We start from the raw sequence: 19,390 nt of genomic DNA on the forward strand, positions 1-19,390 counted from the left end.
TGATGCTCTACCAATACCTTCGCCAAAATTATTCATGCTAGGCAGCCTTAGGTATCTGATTAATACGGCCTCTATTAGCCGCCTGCTGAATAATTTGGTCAATAATAACCGCATCCGGCATTTCTGGAAGCAAGTTTAAAGCTTCCAAGACATATTGGCGCCCTCTGAACTGCGCTTTGAGATCGTTCACACTGAAGTCTGGACACTCTTCACGCATGGTCTGGCGTAATATATAAGAGAGGTTAACCATCAGCATCGCAAGATTAGCACTGTTGTAAACTGGTGTTTGTTTGACGGCCATAAAATCTTCCAGTCCCCAGTACTGCTTGGCATCCCGAAAATTGAACTCAATTTGGAATCTGAGTCGGTAGTAGTCAACCAACTTCTCATAGCCTAATTCCACATCACTGCTGAAGAGAATGACATGAGAGTGTGCACTACTCATTTGATTCGTTTTGACAATGATTACAACATTCAGTAAATCGGCAAATGTCTTGTGGAAAACAGGCATCTGATAGATATCCGTTCGAATATGGTCTTCAGTCGATGTGCTTTTGAGATAGGCTTGTGGCAGGTTGCGATAATCAAGCCGTTCACCCTATTTGCGTCGCCGGCCTCGGCCACTGTAGGGACCGTCATAGGGGAGATAAAGTGCTGAATTGCAGCGTAGCTTTGAGATGAGGTGTAATTTCAATTGTTGAACCATTTGCAGGGCGTTATTGTGTCCAAATGCGCCATCGAAAACAAAATAGCGGATTAAAACCCGGCCATTGATCCGCGTTAATACCTGATTTATCAATCCTTTTGCAAACTGCAAATAAGGAGATAACTCGACTTCGGAAGCTGTCAAGTAATTTGAGACCAGTTGTTAAAAAAATAAAGCTCTAAATCTAGCCGGTGATTGCCACTGCCCTCACCGGCAAATTTCGCCTATGTTGAGTCATGACGCAACAAGGAGCGAACATGACCCTCATGGCCCTTTGCCGCAAGAGCCAAGCCCTTCAGCAAGGGGGAGCTGCAAGGCGAACTGCAACCCCTAATCTAGGAACCTCCCTCCTGCACCGCGTTACCCACAGCCCGCCCCCCTACGATAATAAGGGGGTCTCCGGGGGGCGGGCTATGGATAACGCTCTGTCATTCAGCCACCACAACCGGCTAAAGCCATCGACGATAGACCCACTAGCGGCACCGTCACTCATCTCTCCTTCGCTCTATTCAGGGTTGGATAGTTGACCTCCAGCGACCCCACCCCCTCCTCCGGTAGAGCGGGGTTAATCCATACCTCAGTAGGGGGTTGCTTAACCTTGGGCTCACCATGAATAAAGCGTTTCGGATGCTGCTGATAGGCCTGCTTCAGCGCCTGTTCACGCTGCTCGCTAACCTCCTTGTAACGACCGGTAAATACCTGCTCTGGAGTGAACCACGCAATCCCTCGATGGTGGTGGTGGAAACAGTACCAGTCAACATAGTCACTAAACCATATTCTGGCATGGTCAACTCCTGTAAATCGTTGAGGATAATCGGGTTGTTGCTTGAGTGTTTTAAATTGACTCTCGCTAAACGGATTGTCGTTACTGACTCGTGGACGGCTGTGGGAGCAGGTGATCCCCAGTTCGGCCATCAAGTCGAGATAGCCTCTGGCGGTCATCGGCACACCTCTATCCTGATGCAGTGTTAAGCCACTGAGCGCGACCCGATAGCGAGCCGCTGCGTCACTGATTAACAGCTTGGAGAGCTCACTATTCTCCTTCCTTGAGACCATCCAAGCCACAATAAAACGGCTGTAGAGATCCATCACCACATAGAGATTCAAGAAGTTACCCTGCTCTGTGGTGGGAAGCTTAGTGATATCCCATGTCCAAACCTCATTCGGGCGGGTCGCCCGTAATCGGGGGATAGCGTGTGATTTGGCCGGTTTTTGAGCTCGCCGCTCTCCCGTCTGTTGATTAGCACGAAGGATCCGATACATCGTACTGATTGAACAGTAATATTTCCCTTCATCCAGCAGGCTAGCATAGATCTCTGCCGGAGGTTGGTCATAGAATCGTTCGCTGTTCAAAAGCCCCAGAACGGCTTGCCTCTCTGCCTCACTCAGCGCATTGGCTGCGACGGGTCTTGGAAGGCTCGCTCGGGGGGAGACAACCGGAGCCTGTCGGCGGTAGTAGCCTGCACGCGAGAGCGCTAGGCTATCGCAAGCGGCTCTTATGCTCACCGAACTGGGGCACTCTTTTTCAACTAATCTCATAAGCTTATCTCTGTGTTCATCTGCTCCAATAAGCTGAAGGCTTTTTTTTGGAGCGCAATCACCCCTTCGGTCTGCTGTAACCGTTGGCTAAGACGCTGAATTTCCTTCTTTAAACGCTCTATCTCCTTATCTCGCTTGTCTAGGCTCGGTTTGCGACCACTCTGTTTCCCTTTCAGGCCAGCCTGCCCCTGTGCTTGCAGTTGTCGGCGCCATTTGGTCAGATGGGAGCTGTAGATCTGCTCTTTGCGCAGCAGCTCGCCTAGCTGACCCGGCTCCTTGCACTGCTCTGCTTCTGCTAGGATCCGAAGCTTCTCTTCCTCACTAAATTTGCGGTAGGAGCGCTTCTCTTCATCGGGGTCGGTAACCTCGTTGGAGGGTAAAACGGTAGTATCTTTGGGCATCGTGTATCTCCTCTGTTGCCCCCCTGATTCTACATTCATTTCTCATCAGGGGTGGTCTCAGGGTATCTTGACACTCAGGGACTTCTTTAAGGTTTCGATTGCTACTCCCTTTCGGACGACCGCTCTTTTTTTCTTTAACGCTACTCGTTCCTTTAGGACAACTCGCCGCTGCCTCTTTTATAATCGGCTCTAGCAGCATCGGGTGCGAACTTCGTCGCTTTACATTAATAAGCGATAGACTGAAAAAGCACAATCTGGGTACCGTCTTGCCATATATTGAAGAAAAAAATCGTTCCAAGCCATACGTTTTTTTACCCGATTTCGTGACCACAACCTCATCCGCAGCCATCACCCATTCTGTATCCTCTCCTGAAAGATGACTCTGAAACAGCGACCAATTCAGTTGTGGCCAATTAATCGTGCTATGAAAAAAACGCTGAAGTGTACGATAACTCCCCCCTCGACCGCTCTAACGCGAAAGTCCCAACATGGTGACTCGGCCTGTCATCGACAGCATCGCTTCAGCGATTCGAACTAAACGACGCTGATTTGTTTTTCCTAACTCGTAGCTTAAACAGGTTAAAAGTAGCATAATGTCTGGCATGGGCTGGGGCTCCGGTGTTCGCTTGTTGTTTCGTCACTTAAGCTTATCACCTTAGCCCCTCGCCCTCCTCATTTTTTTGGCGAAGGTATTGACCAAGGAGTGATGATTAATGAGCACAATGACCTTTGATACTCATCAATATGTAAAAAAGCTTCAATCTGTTGGCTTTACCGAAGAGCAAGCGGAACTTTTTGCGTCGGAACAGAAAAAGCTGATTGAAGAGCAGTTAGTTAGCAAAGAACATTTTGATATGAAGCTAAAAGAGCTTGAGTACTCATTGACGATTCGGCTAGGGTTGATGTTAGCCGCGTCAATGGCGCTAATTGTCGGTATTCTTAAAATAGCGTGAGCTAAGTTCAAGAAATTTGTTATTTACAGTTGGCAGTTGGCAGTTTGCAGTTTGCAGTTTGCAGTTTGCAGTTTGCAGTTGACTGCTAAGGAATCTAGCTAAAAACTGCCCACTACCCACTACCCACTACCCACTACCCACTACCCACTACCCACTACCCACTACCCACTACCCACTACCCACTACCCACTACCCACTGCCCACTACCCACTGCCCACTGCCCACTGAACCCCGTCCAATGGCTAATAACGATAGATGAGTGATAACTACGGCGATATTGCCGAGCTAATTGCTCAAGGCGAAGATAGTTTTACCCAATATAAGGCCAACATTCACGATTCGAAAAAGCTGGCAGAAGAGATGGTTGCCTTCTCTAATGCCGAAGGCGGAGTCATACTGGTAGGGATTGGCGATAACGGTGAGATTATAGGCGTAACCTCAGAAGATATTCACCGATTGAATCAACTCATCTCCAATACTGCCAATGAAAACATTAAACCGCCGATCTATCCGTTGGTGCAACTGGAACAGCTATCTGGAAAACAGATCCTCATAATCAGGGTTCGCAAAGGGAGCGCCAGACCCTATGCCACCAGCAGTGGACACTATTTAACCAAATCTGGTGCCGATAAACGTAAAATGTCGCCCGAAGAGTTAAAACGCCTCTTCGCCGAAAGTGGCGGCTTATCGGCTGATGAGTCGGTGATAAATGGCAGTACAATGGGTGATCTGAACAGTGAACTCATCTATCAGTTTCTGGAAAAAAGAGATAATCCCATCTATCAGGATTTGGTAGCCGAACGGATAGCGCTGACCACTGTCTGTGAAAATCTTGATTTGATTAAAAATAATGAGATAACCCTAGCGGGAAATTTACTGTTTGGTAAGGTGCCGCAGCGATTAAGCAGATCGTTTTATGTGCAGTGTGTCCATATAGATGGCAATGACATCAGTAGTGAATACTACCTGTCACGCGACAACTTCTATGGCACGCTCTCTTCACTCTATAGCCAGACCCTTAACTTTATTAAAAGTTCACTACAGCGAAGACAAAACGGTAACCGCTTCAATAGTCCCGGAGAGCTCGAGATCCCGGAAATCTGCTTAATAGAGGCGATCATAAACGCACTGATCCATCGGGATTACTACATTAACTCGACGATAAAAGTGCTACTGTTTACTAATCGTCTTGAAATAATCAGCCCGGGAAAACTCCCTAACTCGCTCACTGTAGACAAGATCCGAAGCGGGCTATCGATTCATCGAAACCCTATCCTAAACTCCATCGGGCAATATCTATTGCCCTACAGTGGTCTGGGGAGTGGTATAAGACGAATCGAAAAAAATTATCCCGAGGTAGAGTTCCTGAATGATAGTGACAAAGAGCAGTTTTGTTGCCGATTCTGGCGAGATAACGGGTCAGGCATACTACCCACCGCTCAAAAAACACAATGACTAATCAATAACAACCCGCACACTAAAAAATATAGCGACAGCAACCCCAAAAGCAGTTATACTTGTTCGGCAATGAACCAAAATCAACACCCCCTACTCACTCTGAACGAGACACAGAAGGGCGGTAGCGTGCCTAAAGTGGTTAAATTAAACGGATATTAATGTTTATGGCCAATCGTCAGCATAGTCGTCAGGAAGATAACCATTTTCGCCTATTGCGCCTGTTAGAGCAGAACCCGACCCTAACCCAGCGCGAGTTAGCCGAACAGGTTGGTATGAATCTCGGCGGGGTTAACTACTGTCTTAACGCCCTTATCGATAAGGGTTTTGTCAAGATGGAGAACTTTCAGAAGAGTCAAAATAAACTAAAGTATGTCTATCTACTAACGCCGCAGGGAATTACCGAGAAGGTATCGCTCACCCAACGTTTTTTAAAGCGCAAGATGGTGGAGTATGAGACGTTAAAAGCGGAGATTGAGACACTCAAGGCAGAGGTGGAAGGAGAGGGTCGGTAGTCGGGAGTCGAATGTGATTTGAAGATTCGGATGTGTGGAAACAAGGTGAAAAAGAGACAATGAACAAGACCAGATCAGTTTGCAGTTGACAGCTAAGATTTCTAGCTAAAAACTGCCCACTGCCCACTGCCCACTGCCCACTGCCCACTGCCCACTGCCCACTGCCCACTGCCCACTGCCCACTGCCCACTGCCCACTGCCCACTGCCCACTGCCCACTTAGAAAGAATGAAAGACCGCTACATCAACCTCTTCACCGACTTCGGCTTCAAAAAGATCTTTGGCGAAGAGCAGAGCAAACCGAACCTTATTAGTTTTCTGAATACACTTTTGCCGGAAAAACACCATATAGCCGACCTAACATTCAGCAAAAACGAACAGCAAGGAATGAGTGCGCTTGATAGAAAAGCAATTTTCGACCTCAACTGCACCAGTAGCAACGGCGACCACTTCATCGTCGAACTGCAAAAAGCGAAACAGAACTACTTCAAGGATCGCAGTCTCTATTACGCCACCTTTCCTATTCAACAACAAGCTCAAAAAGGAGAGTGGGACTTCAAACTGGCAGCGGTCTACACCATCGGCATCCTCGACTTCATCTTTGACGAAGACAAACACAATGAAAAAGAACACAAACAGGTAATCCATCACGTCCAACTAAAAAACCAGCACAACCAAATCTTCTACGACAAACTGACATTTATCTACCTAACGCTCCCGAACTTCAAAAAAACGGAACAAGAGCTGGATACCTTGCAGGAGAAATGGTTCTACCTCTTTCGCCACCTTCACGAACTGGAAGAGATACCGCCCAGACTCCGGGAAAAAGTGTTTGAGCGACTGTTTGAACAAGCACAAATCGCCCGATTCCAACCCGAAGAGCGCGAAGCCTACGAAAGCAGCCTGAAATACTACCGAGACCTCAAAAATGTCGTCGATACCGCATGGGATGAAGGTCATGCAGAAGGTCATGCAGAAGGGGAGCATCACAAAGCTGTTTTAATCGCACGAAAACTCATTCATATGATGGATAGTGACAACGAGATCGCAGCGATAACCGGACTGATGCCTGAAGAAGTTAAAGCATTGCGGTAAACAGATTGCATATTAATCGCAAATGAGATTCGAAGACCTGGAAGTTTGGAAACGCTCTGCCCGGCTCAGTGCTGAAATCTACAAACACTTTGCAGAGAGTCGCGACTATGGTTTCAAAGATCAAATAACTCGTTCCGGACTATCGATACCATCAAACATTGCAGAGGGTATGGAGCGAAGCAGCAATAAAGAAAAAGCACACTTTCTCGATATCGCCAAAGGGAGCTGCGCAGAACTGAGAACTCAAATCTACATAGGGATAGAGATAGGCTACATCCCCAAAGGCAATCCATGGATCAACGAAACTCAAGAAATCTCGGCCATGCTTGCAGGACTCAGAAAAAGCATCAAAAATAGTTTTGAAAACTGAAAACTGAAAACTGAAAACTGAAAACTGAAAACTGAAAACTGAAAACTGAAAACTGAAAACTGAAAACTGAAAACTGAAAACTGAAAACTGAAAACTGAAAACTGAAAACTGAAAACTGAAAACTGAAAACTGAAAACTGAAAACTGAAAACTGAAAACTGAAAACTGAAAACTGAAAACTGAAAACTGAAAACTGAAAACTGAAAACTGAAAACTGAAAACTGAAAACTGAAAACTGAAAACTGAAAACTGAAAACTGCTATGACCCAGTTATACGACATTTTACAACAGCATAAGTCTGAAATAGTGACTATTGCAGAACAGTGTCATGCTGTTAATGTCAGGCTTTTTGGTTCAGTAGTGAGGGGTGAAGAAAGCGCATATAGCGATATCGATTTATTGGTTGATTTTCTGCCTGGATCAACCCTGATTGATCAGATAAACCTAACAGAAAGACTAACTACAATATTGGAGCGTAAGGTAGATGTGGTTAGCTCAAGATCGCTGAACAAATATCTACGCCAGCAGATACTCGGCGATGCTCAGCAATTATGAAAGATCGGGCAATATATATTGCTGCAGCACTCGAAAGCATCGAGCTTATACAGGAATATACAGACGGATACACACAAAATGAATTTCTTGCAGATCGAAAAACTCAGGATGCAGTGATTCGAAATCTTGAGATTATAGGGCAGGCCCTGAAGGACTATGGAATCAATGAACTTAGCCAGCAGAGACCTGAGATTTCATGGCATCAAATTTCAGGAATGCGCAATATATTGGCACATGAATATCTTGGAGTGGATCTTATAATGGTTTGGGAGCGGAAGCTGTCAAGCAATTTGAGACCAGTTGTTAAAAAAATAAAGCTCTAAATCTAGCCGGTGATTGCCACTGCCCTCACCGGCAAATTTCGCCTATGTTGAGTCATGACGCAACAAGGAGCGAACATGACCCTCATGGCCCTTTGCCGCAAGAGCCAAGCCCTTCAGCAAGGGGGAGCTGCAAGGCGAACTGCAACCCCTAATCTAGGAACCTCCCTCCTGCACCGCGTTACCCACAGCCCGCCCCCCTACGATAATAAGGGGGTCTCCGGGGGGCGGGCTATGGATAACGCTCTGTCATTCAGCCACCACAACCGGCTAAAGCCATCGACGATAGACCCACTAGCGGCACCGTCACTCATCTCTCCTTCGCTCTATTCAGGGTTGGATAGTTGACCTCCAGCGACCCCACCCCCTCCTCCGGTAGAGCGGGGTTAATCCATACCTCAGTAGGGGGTTGCTTAACCTTGGGCTCACCATGAATAAAGCGTTTCGGATGCTGCTGATAGGCCTGCTTCAGCGCCTGTTCACGCTGCTCGCTAACCTCCTTGTAACGACCGGTAAATACCTGCTCTGGAGTGAACCACGCAATCCCTCGATGGTGGTGGTGGAAACAGTACCAGTCAACATAGTCACTAAACCATATTCTGGCATGGTCAACTCCTGTAAATCGTTGAGGATAATCGGGTTGTTGCTTGAGTGTTTTAAATTGACTCTCGCTAAACGGATTGTCGTTACTGACTCGTGGACGGCTGTGGGAGCAGGTGATCCCCAGTTCGGCCATCAAGTCGAGATAGCCTCTGGCGGTCATCGGCACACCTCTATCCTGATGCAGTGTTAAGCCACTGAGCGCGACCCGATAGCGAGCCGCTGCGTCACTGATTAACAGCTTGGAGAGCTCACTATTCTCCTTCCTTGAGACCATCCAAGCCACAATAAAACGGCTGTAGAGATCCATCACCACATAGAGATTCAAGAAGTTACCCTGCTCTGTGGTGGGAAGCTTAGTGATATCCCATGTCCAAACCTCATTCGGTCGGGTCGCCCGTAATCGGGGGATAGCGTGTGATTTGGCCGGTTTTTGAGCTCGCCGCTCTCCCGTCTGTTGATTAGCACGAAGGATCCGATACATCGTACTGATTGAACAGTAATATTTCCCTTCATCCAGCAGGCTAGCATAGATCTCTGCCGGAGGTTGGTCATAGAATCGTTCGCTGTTCAAAAGCCCCAGAACGGCTTGCCTCTCTGCCTCACTCAGCGCATTGGCTGCGACGGGTCTTGGAAGGCTCGCTCGGGGGGAGACAACCGGAGCCTGTCGGCGGTAGTAGCCTGCACGCGAGAGCGCTAGGCTATCGCAAGCGGCTCTTATGCTCACCGAACTGGGGCACTCTTTTTCAACTAATCTCATAAGCTTATCTCTGTGTTCATCTGCTCCAATAAGCTGAAGGCTTTTTTTTGGAGCGCAATCACCCCTTCGGTCTGCTGTAACCGTTGGCTAAGACGCTGAATTTCCTTCTTTAAACGCTCTATCTCCTTATCTCGCTTGTCTAGGCTCGGTTTGCGACCACTCTGTTTCCCTTTCAGGCCAGCCTGCCCCTGTGCTTGCAGTTGTCGGCGCCATTTGGTCAGATGGGAGCTGTAGATCTGCTCTTTGCGCAGCAGCTCGCCTAGCTGACCCGGCTCCTTGCACTGCTCTGCTTCTGCTAGGATCCGAAGCTTCTCTTCCTCACTAAATTTGCGGTAGGAGCGCTTCTCTTCATCGGGGTCGGTAACCTCGTTGGAGGGTAAAACGGTAGTATCTTTGGGCATCGTGTATCTCCTCTGTTGCCCCCCTGATTCTACATTCATTTCTCATCAGGGGTGGTCTCAGGGTATCTTGACACTCAGGGGGAGACCGTCATAGCGTACACAGAGCCGTTACAACAGACCCTGGAGCAAATTTTAGAAATGACATCCTTACAAAGTCGACTTAAATAAATTGATGACTTATGACTAAACATATGGTTACTAGGAAATATTATGTACTATCGGAACAGATGTTACACAACATAGGGGAAGCGGATATGACACAGCTGGAACAATGGGCTGGTAATATTCTTGATGCGCAAACAATAGAGGATGTATTTCGTTAATAGCGAAGCATTTTGCAAATAGCGACAATCCCAAGTTGACAGCGAACCGCAACTCCAAAAACTTGTTTTTGCCCACTACCCACTACCCACTACCCACTACCCACTGCCCACTGCCCACTGCCCACTGCCCACTGCCCACTGCCCACTGCCCACTGCCCACTGCCCACTGCCCACTGCCCACTGCCCACTGCCCACTGCCCACTAAAAAATATAGCGACAGCAGCCCCCAAAAGCAGTTATACTTGTTCGGCAATGAACCAAAATCAACACCCCCGACTCACTCTGAACGAGACACAGAAGGACGGTAGCGTACCTAAAGTGGTTAAATTAAACGGATATTAATGTTTATGGCCAATCGTCAGCATAGTCGTCAGGAAGATAACCATTTTCGCCTGTTGCGTCTGTTAGAGCAGAACCCGACCCTAACCCAGCGCGAGTTAGCCGAACAGGTGGGTATGAGCCTCGGCGGGGTTAACTACTGTCTTAACGCCCTTATCGATAAGGGTTTTGTCAAGATGGAGAACTTTCAGAAGAGTCAAAATAAGCTAAAGTATGTCTATCTGCTGACCCCGCAGGGGATTGCCGAGAAGGTATCGCTCACCCAACGCTTTTTAAAGCGCAAGATGGTGGAGTATGAGGCGTTAAAAGCGGAGATTGAGGCACTCAAAGCAGAGGTAGAAGGAGAGGGTCGGTAGTCTTTTAGTCTTTAGTCGAATGCGATCTGAAGATTTGGATGTGTGGAAACAAGGTGAAAAAGAGACAATGAACAAAACCAAAGTCGATGACATGCTAATCGAGATGATTAGCCCGCGAATCAAAGAGATTGAAGAGCGCTTTAGTCGGGGAGAGGGGTTACAGCAGAATGATATCAACACACTCCTGCTTAAATCGCAATACAACCACATCAACCATTTGGATGAAAAACTGGATGAAGTCACAGCTGATGTCGCTAGCCTTAAAGATGAGTTTAGTGATTTGAAAGGTGATTTCAATAGCTTACGAGGAGAGTTCAAGCTCCTAGAAACCAATGTAAACAATCGCTTGGATCTCTTTGAAGAGCAGATGCAGGGCTTTAAGAAAGACATTGAACTCAAAATCAGCCAAGCGATTAACACCAATATGCGCTGGTCGATAGGTATTATTGCGTTAATTGTCACCGTACTGAAACTAGCAGATATGTTTATTGCGAAGTAGAGGGCAGTAATCAGTTTGCAGTTGACAGAACACGGCACCAGCTAAAATAGCCGACTACTGACTACTGACTACTGACTACTGACTACTGACTACTGACTACTGACTACTGACTACTGACTACTGACTACTGACTACTGACTACTGACTACTACCCACTGCCCACTAATAACGCACATCAGGAACGAAAAATGTTCAGAACAGTTGTCATTTTGCTACTCGTATTTGCCAATAGCACCCAAGCGGTCGAGGTGGCACCACGAATCAGCGACAGGGAAATTATTGAATCACTGGCGGAAATCAAAGCGACCATAAAAACTGAGATAGGAGCGGTAAACCAACGCTTTGATACTGTAAATCAACGCTTTGAAGCAGTAAACCAACGCTTTGAAGCAATAGACCAACGCTTTGAAGCAATAGACCAACGCTTTGACATGATGGAGAAACAGACCAAAGAGCGGTTTGACGCCATGGAAAAACAGACCAATCAGCGGTTTGACGCCATGGAAAAGCAGACCAATCAGCGCTTTGACCAAATGGACAAACAGTTTGATAAAATCTGGAATTTGATGCTCGTCATCATTGCCGGTATCTTCGGGTTAATTGGTTTTATCGTCTGGGATAGAAAAACCGCACTTAAACCACTGGAACAACGGCTGGATCGAATCGAAAACGAACTGCACCACGATCTGGAAATCCAACATGAACAGGGTTCCAGAATGACAAGACTGGTAAATGCGCTACGCGAGTTGGCTCAAACCGACCCAAAAGTCGCCGGAGTACTACGAAGTTTCTCGTTATTGTGAAGTAGATTGCCTACTGCCTACTTGGTAAAAAATGAAAGAACGCTACATCAATCTCTTCACCGATTTTGGATTTAAGAAAATCTTCGGGGAAGAAGCGAGCAAACCAAACCTGATCAGCTTTCTCAACACCCTGTTGCCAGAAAAACACCACATCACCGACTTAAGCTTCAGTAAAAACGAACAACAAGGCGCCACCGAACTCGATCGTAAAGCGATATTTGATTTAAACTGCACCAGTAGCAACGGTGATCACTTCATTGTAGAACTGCAAAAAGCCAAACAGAACTACTTTAAAGACCGCAGTCTCTACTATGCGACATTTCCTATCCAACAACAGGCACAAAAAGGTGACTGGGACTTCAAACTGGCAGCGGTCTATACCATCGGGATACTCGATTTTATATTCGATGAAGATAAAAACGATGCGAAAGAGAGCAGACAAGTCATACACCATGTACAGCTTAAAAATCAGCGCAACCAAATTTTCTATGACAAGCTGACCTTTATCTACCTGACGCTACCGAATTTCAAAAAAACGGCAGAAGAACTCGAAACCCTGCAGGAAAAATGGTTCTACCTGTTTAGGCATCTGCACGAACTGGATGAAATCCCGCCGAAACTATGTGAAAAAATCTTTGCACACCTGTTTGAACAAGCACAAATTGCCAAATTTCAACCCGCAGAGCGAGAAGCGTACGAAAACAGTTTAAAATACTACCGAGACCTAAAAAATGTTGTAGATACGGCATGGGATGAAGGTCATGCAGAAGGTGAAATCAATGGTGCGAGAAATCTACTGATTCGCCTGATAACCAAGAAATTCGGTGAACCTAATGAGCAGATGGTAAAAAAAATATCAGCAGCAAATCTGGCGCAACTAGAGCAATGGACAGATAACATCTTAGATACTCAAATCTTCGATGAGATATTCGATTAGTCGCGCGGAAAAGAACATGAAACAGAGTAAAATAAAAGTATTAACGCAAGACCTGACCCCCATGCTGCTACGGCATTTATGCTTGGGGTTACTTGATCAAGATGCCTCAGTTAAAGGGAGCTTGGCCAAGAAAATTCGCAAAGCGGGGTGGAATGATCGATACCGCGCTAAGGTTGTGTTTGGTGGAGATTTATAATGCGTTTGCCCTGCTGACTACGATTATAGACTTGACATTGTCACCCGTTTAACTAACCGAAAAATGCTCACAAAATTAAAAGCATTACAAAACCACGCAGGCTTTATCCGCTACTTTAAAAATACCAGTTGGATGATGGGCGAGCAGCTCCTGCGTATTATCGCCGGTCTGTTTGTCGGTATTTGGGTGGCGCGATATTTAGGTCCGGAACAGTTCGGCCTGTTTAGCTATGCGCTTGCCTTTACAGCTATTTTTGGTGGCATAGCTAAACTTGGTCTGGATGGGATTATGGTACGCGAGCTGGTTAACCATCCCGAAAAACGAGACATCTATCTTGGTACCGCCTTTTGGCTCAAAGTAGTTGGTGCATTGGTTGTTATGGGGTTAATGGCCGCTATTGTGCCCTTTACCAGTAACGATGCAGCTACCAATCTATATATTTTTATCATCGCTGGTGGATTAGTATTCCAAAGTTTTGAAGTAGTGGAGTTTTACTTTCAGTCACAAGTGCTGGCTAAAATCGTCTCCATTTGCAAGGTAATTCAGCTTGGATTATCGTCTATAATTAAGATTTATTTGGTGCTGAGTGAGTCTGAATTAATCTATTTTGTACTGGTTATTGTTTTTGATGCGCTCAGCTTAGCTATTAGTTATGCCATTGCCTATAAACTGTATAAGCGTCCGGCATTTTATAGATACTTTAATTTTAGTATCGCGCAGCAACTGCTGAAGGATTCGTGGCCACTGATATTCTCTGTGATTGTGATAATGATCTATATGCGTATTGATCAGATTATGATTAAAGAGATGCTTGGTGAATATGAAGTGGGGATTTATTCAGCAGCGATAAGGTTAAGTGAAGTTTTCTACTTTATCCCTATGCTAATAACTGCGTCTCTATTTCCGGCAATTGTTAATGCTAAAAAACAGAGCGAAGAGATCTATAAACAGCGATTGCAACGACTTTACACTTTCATGGTTTGGATAGCAATTGCTATTGCTTTACCCATGAGTCTGTTAGCTGATTGGTTAATTGTACTGTTATTTGGTCAAGCCTACCAGGAAGCCAGTCAGGTGCTAATGATTCATATATGGGCATCGGTTTTTGTATTTTTAGGTGTTGCCAGTGGGAAGTGGTTTTTGGCTGAGAATCTGCAAAAGCTCACATTAATTAATACTATGTTTGGCGCTATTTTTAATGTTTTACTAAACTATAAATTAATACCTGTTTTGGGTATAATTGGTGCGGCATATGCCACACTAATATCGCAGGCTATTGCATCATATTTTATGAGTTTTGCATGGAAGAAGAGTAGAGAAAATTTTTATATGCTGTCCAAAAGTTTTTTTGCAATTTAGGAAATTAAGATAGATAATGAAAAAATATTAAAAATGTAACTAAATCATGAATAACAACATCAGATAAATAACAGATCAATCGCAAGAAGAAGAGCCACTAGAAGCAGAACAAGGCCTGACCGCCTCCAACGAAGGTATCTATCCAAACGCCGTCATCAAGATTAATCGTGATCAATACAGCGCTTTTGAGATAAAGCGCATGGTCGAAACCACCCATGAGCTTCGTCTCGATCCTGAGTTTCATATCGCCGTTTTTATAAGGGGTTTTTAATATGTTCAATGAGTCGAAAGTCACACACATGGCGGCTTATTTATTGAAAAAAGCCGAGGAGTTTACTTTACCGCATTTAAAGTTAATGAAACTGCTTTATTTAGCAGAGCGCAGGTCTTATCTTGAGCATGGTTATGGCATTTCAGATGATACGCTTGTATCCATGCCTTATGGTCCAGTGTTATCCTCAACCTTAAACCTGATGAATGGTGAGTTAGGGCGTGAGCGTGTTTGGCAAGCTTATATATCCGATAAGGCCGATCATAAAGTTTCGTTAGTGAATGCTGACATTATGATTGAAGATTTAGATGAACTCAGTCAATCCGACAGAAAAATCCTTGATGAAGTTTGGGCGCAGTTTAAGGATTTCAGCCAGTTTGAGTTGTCTAACTATACGCATGATCCAAAAAACTGCCCGGAATGGGAAGATCCTAACGGTTCTTCTTTCCCGATTGATTTGAAAAGATTGTTTGCTTCAGAAGGTCGAACACCAGAACAAGTTGCAATATTAGCGTACCAAGTACAAACACAGCGTAATTTAGAAACCATGTTCAATCGTCATTAAGTAATGAGGTGAAGAATTTGTTTCCAATTCCATTGATGCTGAGAGCCACTTTACTTATACCCTCTGGTCCTGATGGAAATGAAGACACAAAACACCTGTTTATTCTTTTAACAGACCCGCATAGTAATGATGTTTATCAAGAGCCGCATTGTTTAATGGTAAATATTTCAACAGTCCGCAAGTAGGTTCCATGCGACACAGCATGTGTTTTGAAATCGGGAGATCATCCTTTTGTAAAGCAAGACAGCTTTGTATTCTATGCAAAAGCAAGGGTTGAAACGCAAGCCAAAATTAATGCGATGTTAACTGATGGCACATTTATCAGAAAAGAGATGTTAGACCAAACTATTTTTGACCGAGTGATTGCTGGCCTATACGCATCTGAACACACCATCCCAAAGCACATCAAATTTTACGAATCGTGCTGCGCCGGAATGACTTAGAAAAACCGAAAGATAACTAACTGTCGCAAACTATTGAATCATATTTTATGATTTTTGCATGGAGCAATAGTAGAGGAAATTTTTATATGTTGTCCAAAAGTTTTTTTGCAATTCAGGAATTTCAAATGGATGACGGGAAAAATTTTGAAGTGTAAATTACGGATAAAAACTAAATTTAGGAGCGTTTTTTGGCAACAAGTAAAAAAATTCTGGTAACTGGCGGCGCCGGCTTCATCGGCTCTAACCTCTGTGAACGGTTATCTCAAATACCCGACCATCAGGTCTGGTCACTCGATAACTACTCCACTGGTAGCAAGGCTAATCACATTGATGGCGTCATCTATATCGAAGGTGAAACGGCTAACATTGCCGACTAAATCGATTTTAACCCCGACTATATTTATCATCTGGGCAAATACTCACGGGTAGAGCAGAGCTTTGATGATATCGAAAAGGTGTGGCGTTATAACAAAGATGGCATCTTCTCTGTACTCCAGTTTTGTCGTAAAACAGGATCGAAACTCATCTACGCCGGCAGTAGTACTAAATTCGGAGATGGCGGCTTAGGTCGCAGTCAAAGCCCCTATGCCTAGACTAAAGCAAAAATACTGTTGTTTAAAACAAATTATGGATAACAACCTCACGCCAGAAATAGATCAATCGCAAGAGGAAGAACCATTAGAAGCAGAACAAGGTTTGACAGCCTCCAACGAAGGTATCTATCCAAACGCTGTCATCAAGATTAATCGTGATCAATACAGCGCTTTTGAGATAAAGCGCATGGTCGAAACCACCCATGAGCTTCGTCTCGATCCTGAGTTTCAGCGCCATAATGTCTGGGTGCCATCACAAAAGCGTGAATTGATTGAAAGCCTGCTGATGGGTATCCCGATTCCAGTCATCTATGTCTTTGAAAACGAACAGGGAATCAAACAGATGGTCGATGGTCGCCAGCGTATCTCGGCGATTATCGAATATATGAACGGCGGTTTTACACTCGATAACCTCAACATGCTACCCGATTTTAATGGCAAAAAATTCGATCAGCTCGATCCCCTCTATCGCAGTAAACTAGAGCGTTATCAACTCCTAGTCTATGTCATCGAACCGCCAACCCCTGAGCGGGTAAAATATGACATCTTCGATCGGGTTAACCGTGGTGGTACTCAACTTAATAATCAGGAGATGCGTAACGCACTCTATTACGGTCAGGCGACCCAGCTACTTAATGAGCTGGCCAGTCTGGAGGTATTTCATAAAGCGACCGGTGGCGCAATTAAACCTAAGCGTATGCGCGATCAATATATCATCCTGCGTTTTATCGCCTTCTATCTGCTTCGACAGGGTAAAATGGTTGTTGAATACAGGAGCAATATGGATGAGTTTCTTGCAACCACGATGAAGTGGCTGAATCAGGCCGATGTGAGCGAGCTTGAACATATAAAACAGGTATTCTCCCATGCGATGCAAAGCGCTTGGCACTACTTGGGTGAAGATGGTTTTCGTTTCGACATGACTAATATTAATCGCCGTCCCATCAATATGGCGTTGTTTGAAGTGCTTGCCTACTTCTTTGCCATTACGCCACTCGATGCAGTCGAGCCAGAGACAATAGTGGTTGCCATTAATCAACTTAAACAGCGTTTCGATCACAGTAATGAATTTAGCGGCAGGGTCGATACTTCCAATGGTGTCGCCTACCGTTTTAATCAGGTAGAGCAGTTAAAGGAGCAACTCACATGCTGAAATCGCTCACCATTACCGCCTATAAATCGGTCGCTTATCAATCTTTTGTCCTCGCACCACTCACCGTACTGACGGGCACCAATGCCAGCGGCAAATCGACGCTGATTCAAGCAATCCTGATTGCGCTGTCGCTCTATGAGCAGAAAAACCGCCCCTACCTCGATCGGGTCGTTGATCCCTACCTCGACTATGATGCAGTTCACTGCCGTTGGTCAGACACGCCAAGTGTAAAAATCGCACTTAGCAATGAATTGGGTGAAGTGGGCGGTGAGCTGAATCCGGACGGAACATTCATTCCGGCAATCGATGGCACAGAAGCACTTACCTATGAAGAGGATTACTACTACCTTTCGGCTAACCGTTTGGGTCCTGAAGAGGTCAGTCAGGCAGATAAACACCTGAAGATAGGGGAACAGGGTCAATTTGTGCTAGCGACATTTGAAGCGCTGAAAGACAAACCAATCGAAGATGCCCTGACTGTAACGGCGGCGAGTGCACAGACACTGAAGGCGCAGACCGCTTGGTGGCTATCCGAGATTCTAGACTTACAACTGGCGTTAAAGAGCGAAAAGATTACCTCAAGTAGTGTTAAAAATAGCTTTGATTTTGGCGAAATCGGCACTATTTCGCCCCTCAATACCGGCGCAGGCAATAGCTATCTGGCCAAAATCATCATCATGGGTCTGGTCGCCAAGCCTGGTCAGTTTCTGCTGATCGAAAATCCGGAAATTCACCTCCACCCGAAGGCACAAGCCAAAATTGCTTTGTTTATCGCTCATCTGGTATCTGCCGGCGTGCAGGTGATCATAGAGACTCATAGTGAACACCTCCTGAATCGGCTACGTTACCAAATCTATCAACAGCATCTGTTGTCTAAACAGGTAGCGATCTACTATAAAGCCGATGAGCGTGCGCCGTTTGAATCGCTCTATATCAATGCACAAGGCCATTTTGTAAACAATACCGGTCAGCTTCAAACATTCCCCAGCGGCTTTTTTGATGCTACGCTTGCACAATTGTTGGAGATCGGGTGAAAGCAAACCAAGTGTTAAGCGATGAGTTGTTGTCACTATGGCATCAGTTCAAACACGGTCAGGTGATAGATAATCGCCTGCTTGAGAGATTTTTGCGCTACTACCACCCGCCACATCTGACCAATGTTAGCCAACTCAACCGCTGCGGAATTGATGACGGTGCGCTTCAACAACAACTCGCGCAATCTGGTTTCGTCTCGCAAACATTGGCAACGCTTGCTGCGCAAACACGCTTTCAGATTGTGTTGGGGCAGAATCATGGCAATTATCCCTATATCAGTATTCACAATAAAGCGATTACTACCGAACTTAACTACAGCTTCCAACCACAAGAATCACGACAACCACTACATCAACATCTACAGGCTTTGATGGCAAAGGCGAAGGTTATTGTGTTGGCCGATCGATATATTCGAGATCATCGACATGCGGCACTAGCATTCGTTAAACTACTTCCTGATGCTTGTACCCTATGTTTAACCCATAAGCTGGGTAGTGAACTGCAACACGAATTAAAGCAGGATAAACCAAGGGTTAAATTTATCCTAGATACCCGAACCGACTATATCAACCGCCACGATCGCTACCTATTAATCGACAACCAGATTGAAGTGATTCTTACCAGTGGCATTGACTATCTGTTCGATACTACCAAAGAGTGCACGGCGATTATTCGTGCGCTATAAAAACTAATTTAGGAGCGTTTTTTGGCAACAAGTAAAAAAATTCTGGTAACTGGCGGCGCCGGCTTCATCGGCTCTAACCTCTGTGAACGGTTATCTCAAATACCTGACCATCAGGTCTGGTCACTCGATAACTACTCCCTGAGTGTCAAGATACCCTGAGACCAC

The 19,390-nt window shown here is 45.4% G+C and carries 29 protein-coding genes and 1 pseudogene; 21 read left to right on the forward strand and 9 right to left on the reverse strand.

The genetic code is table 11. The features are described 5' to 3' along the window. Positions 1-37: 37 nt before the first annotated feature. From D5085_10510 to D5085_10530, 5 genes are all read right to left on the reverse strand, one after another. A complete protein-coding gene (locus D5085_10510; protein ID QEP43518.1) occupies positions 38-511 on the reverse strand; it encodes a hypothetical protein in 474 nt (157 codons plus the stop codon). An 87-nt stretch (positions 512-598) separates the two neighbouring features. Continuing rightward, complete coding sequence (locus D5085_10515; GenBank protein QEP43519.1) at positions 599-865, reverse strand: hypothetical protein; 267 nt, start codon at positions 863-865, stop codon at positions 599-601. Positions 866-1,195: 330 nt separating this feature from the next. After that, positions 1,196-2,245, reverse strand: coding sequence for an IS3 family transposase (locus tag D5085_10520; protein QEP43520.1), 1,050 nt, complete (start codon positions 2,243-2,245; stop codon positions 1,196-1,198). After that, positions 2,242-2,685: a hypothetical protein gene (locus D5085_10525; GenBank protein ID QEP43521.1), complete on the reverse strand. Its 444-nt coding sequence runs from the start codon at positions 2,683-2,685 to the stop codon at positions 2,242-2,244. The genes D5085_10520 and D5085_10525 overlap by 4 nt, the downstream gene beginning before the upstream one ends. Then, a complete protein-coding gene (locus tag D5085_10530) occupies positions 2,594-3,064 on the reverse strand; it encodes a hypothetical protein (protein QEP43522.1) in 471 nt (156 codons plus the stop codon). Before D5085_10530 ends, D5085_10525 begins: the two co-directional genes overlap by 92 nt. A gap of 295 nt (positions 3,065-3,359) precedes the next feature. On the opposite strand from D5085_10530, the gene D5085_10535 reads away from it, so the two are divergent. The 4 genes from D5085_10535 (at position 3,360) to D5085_10550 (ending at position 5,569) form a co-directional block, all read left to right on the forward strand. Then, the gene (locus tag D5085_10535; GenBank protein ID QEP43523.1) at positions 3,360-3,599 is read left to right on the forward strand and encodes a DUF1640 domain-containing protein; all 240 of its coding nucleotides are present in this window, start codon (positions 3,360-3,362) and stop codon (positions 3,597-3,599) included. Between the two features lie 105 nt (positions 3,600-3,704). After that, a complete protein-coding gene (locus tag D5085_10540; protein ID QEP45130.1) occupies positions 3,705-3,827 on the forward strand; it encodes an alpha/beta hydrolase in 123 nt (40 codons plus the stop codon). A 27-nt stretch (positions 3,828-3,854) separates the two neighbouring features. After that, a complete protein-coding gene (locus tag D5085_10545; GenBank protein ID QEP43524.1) occupies positions 3,855-5,054 on the forward strand; it encodes an AAA family ATPase in 1,200 nt (399 codons plus the stop codon). A 167-nt stretch (positions 5,055-5,221) separates the two neighbouring features. Then, on the forward strand, positions 5,222-5,569 hold the full coding sequence (locus D5085_10550; protein ID QEP45131.1) for a MarR family EPS-associated transcriptional regulator: 348 nt from the start codon (positions 5,222-5,224) through the stop codon (positions 5,567-5,569). Here D5085_10550 and D5085_10555 read toward each other — a convergent pair. After that, on the reverse strand, positions 5,538-5,780 hold the full coding sequence (locus D5085_10555; protein ID QEP43525.1) for a hypothetical protein: 243 nt from the start codon (positions 5,778-5,780) through the stop codon (positions 5,538-5,540). The genes D5085_10550 and D5085_10555 overlap by 32 nt on opposite strands. Before the next feature lie 16 nt (positions 5,781-5,796). Here D5085_10555 and D5085_10560 point away from each other — a divergent pair, with 16 nt between their 5' ends. Together D5085_10560 and D5085_10565 are read left to right on the forward strand one after the other, a co-directional pair. Continuing rightward, complete coding sequence (locus D5085_10560) at positions 5,797-6,663, forward strand: Rpn family recombination-promoting nuclease/putative transposase (protein ID QEP43526.1); 867 nt, start codon at positions 5,797-5,799, stop codon at positions 6,661-6,663. A 22-nt stretch (positions 6,664-6,685) separates the two neighbouring features. Next, positions 6,686-7,033: a four helix bundle protein gene (locus tag D5085_10565; protein ID QEP43527.1), complete on the forward strand. Its 348-nt coding sequence runs from the start codon at positions 6,686-6,688 to the stop codon at positions 7,031-7,033. On the opposite strand, the gene D5085_10570 is transcribed toward D5085_10565, so the two are convergent. After that, positions 7,011-7,313, reverse strand: a complete 303-nt coding sequence (locus D5085_10570; protein QEP43528.1) for a hypothetical protein — start codon at positions 7,311-7,313, stop codon at positions 7,011-7,013. The genes D5085_10565 and D5085_10570 overlap by 23 nt on opposite strands. Here D5085_10570 and D5085_10575 point away from each other — a divergent pair. Both D5085_10575 and D5085_10580 read left to right on the forward strand, forming a co-directional pair. Then, positions 7,294-7,587 carry a nucleotidyltransferase gene (locus D5085_10575; protein ID QEP43529.1) on the forward strand — a complete coding sequence of 98 codons (294 nt, stop codon included), beginning with the start codon at positions 7,294-7,296 and terminating at the stop codon, positions 7,585-7,587. The genes D5085_10570 and D5085_10575 overlap by 20 nt on opposite strands. After that, entirely contained in the window at positions 7,584-7,910 is a 327-nt protein-coding gene (locus D5085_10580; protein QEP43530.1) for a DUF86 domain-containing protein, read from the forward strand. Before D5085_10575 ends, D5085_10580 begins: the two co-directional genes overlap by 4 nt. Before the next feature lie 307 nt (positions 7,911-8,217). On the opposite strand, the gene D5085_10585 is transcribed toward D5085_10580, so the two are convergent. Continuing rightward, entirely contained in the window at positions 8,218-9,267 is a 1,050-nt protein-coding gene (locus D5085_10585; GenBank protein QEP43531.1) for an IS3 family transposase, read from the reverse strand. After that, positions 9,264-9,707, reverse strand: coding sequence for a hypothetical protein (locus D5085_10590; protein ID QEP43532.1), 444 nt, complete (start codon positions 9,705-9,707; stop codon positions 9,264-9,266). The genes D5085_10585 and D5085_10590 overlap by 4 nt, the downstream gene beginning before the upstream one ends. A gap of 631 nt (positions 9,708-10,338) precedes the next feature. Between D5085_10590 and D5085_10595 the strand changes: the two genes are divergently transcribed. The 13 genes and pseudogenes from D5085_10595 (at position 10,339) to D5085_10655 (ending at position 19,384) form a co-directional block, all read left to right on the forward strand. Beyond that, the gene (locus tag D5085_10595; protein ID QEP45132.1) at positions 10,339-10,686 is read left to right on the forward strand and encodes a MarR family EPS-associated transcriptional regulator; all 348 of its coding nucleotides are present in this window, start codon (positions 10,339-10,341) and stop codon (positions 10,684-10,686) included. 19 nt (positions 10,687-10,705) lie between these two features. Beyond that, a complete protein-coding gene (locus D5085_10600) occupies positions 10,706-11,185 on the forward strand; it encodes a hypothetical protein (GenBank protein ID QEP43533.1) in 480 nt (159 codons plus the stop codon). 209 nt (positions 11,186-11,394) lie between these two features. Then, entirely contained in the window at positions 11,395-11,988 is a 594-nt protein-coding gene (locus D5085_10605; GenBank protein QEP43534.1) for a hypothetical protein, read from the forward strand. A 31-nt stretch (positions 11,989-12,019) separates the two neighbouring features. Further along, positions 12,020-12,925 carry an Rpn family recombination-promoting nuclease/putative transposase gene (locus D5085_10610; GenBank protein QEP43535.1) on the forward strand — a complete coding sequence of 302 codons (906 nt, stop codon included), beginning with the start codon at positions 12,020-12,022 and terminating at the stop codon, positions 12,923-12,925. 16 nt (positions 12,926-12,941) lie between these two features. Continuing rightward, entirely contained in the window at positions 12,942-13,121 is a 180-nt protein-coding gene (locus tag D5085_10615; protein QEP43536.1) for a hypothetical protein, read from the forward strand. Positions 13,122-13,253: 132 nt separating this feature from the next. Further along, positions 13,254-14,480, forward strand: a complete 1,227-nt coding sequence (locus D5085_10620) for a flippase (GenBank protein ID QEP45133.1) — start codon at positions 13,254-13,256, stop codon at positions 14,478-14,480. A gap of 272 nt (positions 14,481-14,752) precedes the next feature. Then, positions 14,753-15,316 (forward strand): DUF4065 domain-containing protein, encoded by a 564-nt coding sequence (locus tag D5085_10625; protein ID QEP43537.1) that lies wholly within the window; start codon positions 14,753-14,755, stop codon positions 15,314-15,316. Positions 15,317-15,525: 209 nt separating this feature from the next. After that, complete coding sequence (locus tag D5085_10630; protein QEP43538.1) at positions 15,526-15,759, forward strand: hypothetical protein; 234 nt, start codon at positions 15,526-15,528, stop codon at positions 15,757-15,759. 188 nt (positions 15,760-15,947) lie between these two features. Beyond that, positions 15,948-16,352 (forward strand): annotated as a pseudogene (locus tag D5085_10635) (NAD-dependent epimerase/dehydratase family protein). A gap of 34 nt (positions 16,353-16,386) precedes the next feature. Then, the gene (locus D5085_10640; protein QEP45134.1) at positions 16,387-17,505 is read left to right on the forward strand and encodes a DUF262 domain-containing protein; all 1,119 of its coding nucleotides are present in this window, start codon (positions 16,387-16,389) and stop codon (positions 17,503-17,505) included. Then, entirely contained in the window at positions 17,499-18,539 is a 1,041-nt protein-coding gene (locus tag D5085_10645) for a hypothetical protein (protein QEP43539.1), read from the forward strand. The genes D5085_10640 and D5085_10645 overlap by 7 nt, the downstream gene beginning before the upstream one ends. Then, positions 18,536-19,225, forward strand: a complete 690-nt coding sequence (locus D5085_10650; GenBank protein ID QEP43540.1) for a hypothetical protein — start codon at positions 18,536-18,538, stop codon at positions 19,223-19,225. Before D5085_10645 ends, D5085_10650 begins: the two co-directional genes overlap by 4 nt. A 21-nt stretch (positions 19,226-19,246) precedes the next feature. After that, entirely contained in the window at positions 19,247-19,384 is a 138-nt protein-coding gene (locus D5085_10655; protein QEP43541.1) for an NAD(P)-dependent oxidoreductase, read from the forward strand. The last annotated feature ends 6 nt before the right edge of the window (positions 19,385-19,390 follow it).

The sequence above is a fragment of the Ectothiorhodospiraceae bacterium BW-2 genome (assembly GCA_008375315.1).
In the GTDB taxonomy this organism is placed as follows: domain Bacteria; phylum Pseudomonadota; class Gammaproteobacteria; order Thiohalomonadales; family Thiohalomonadaceae; genus BW-2.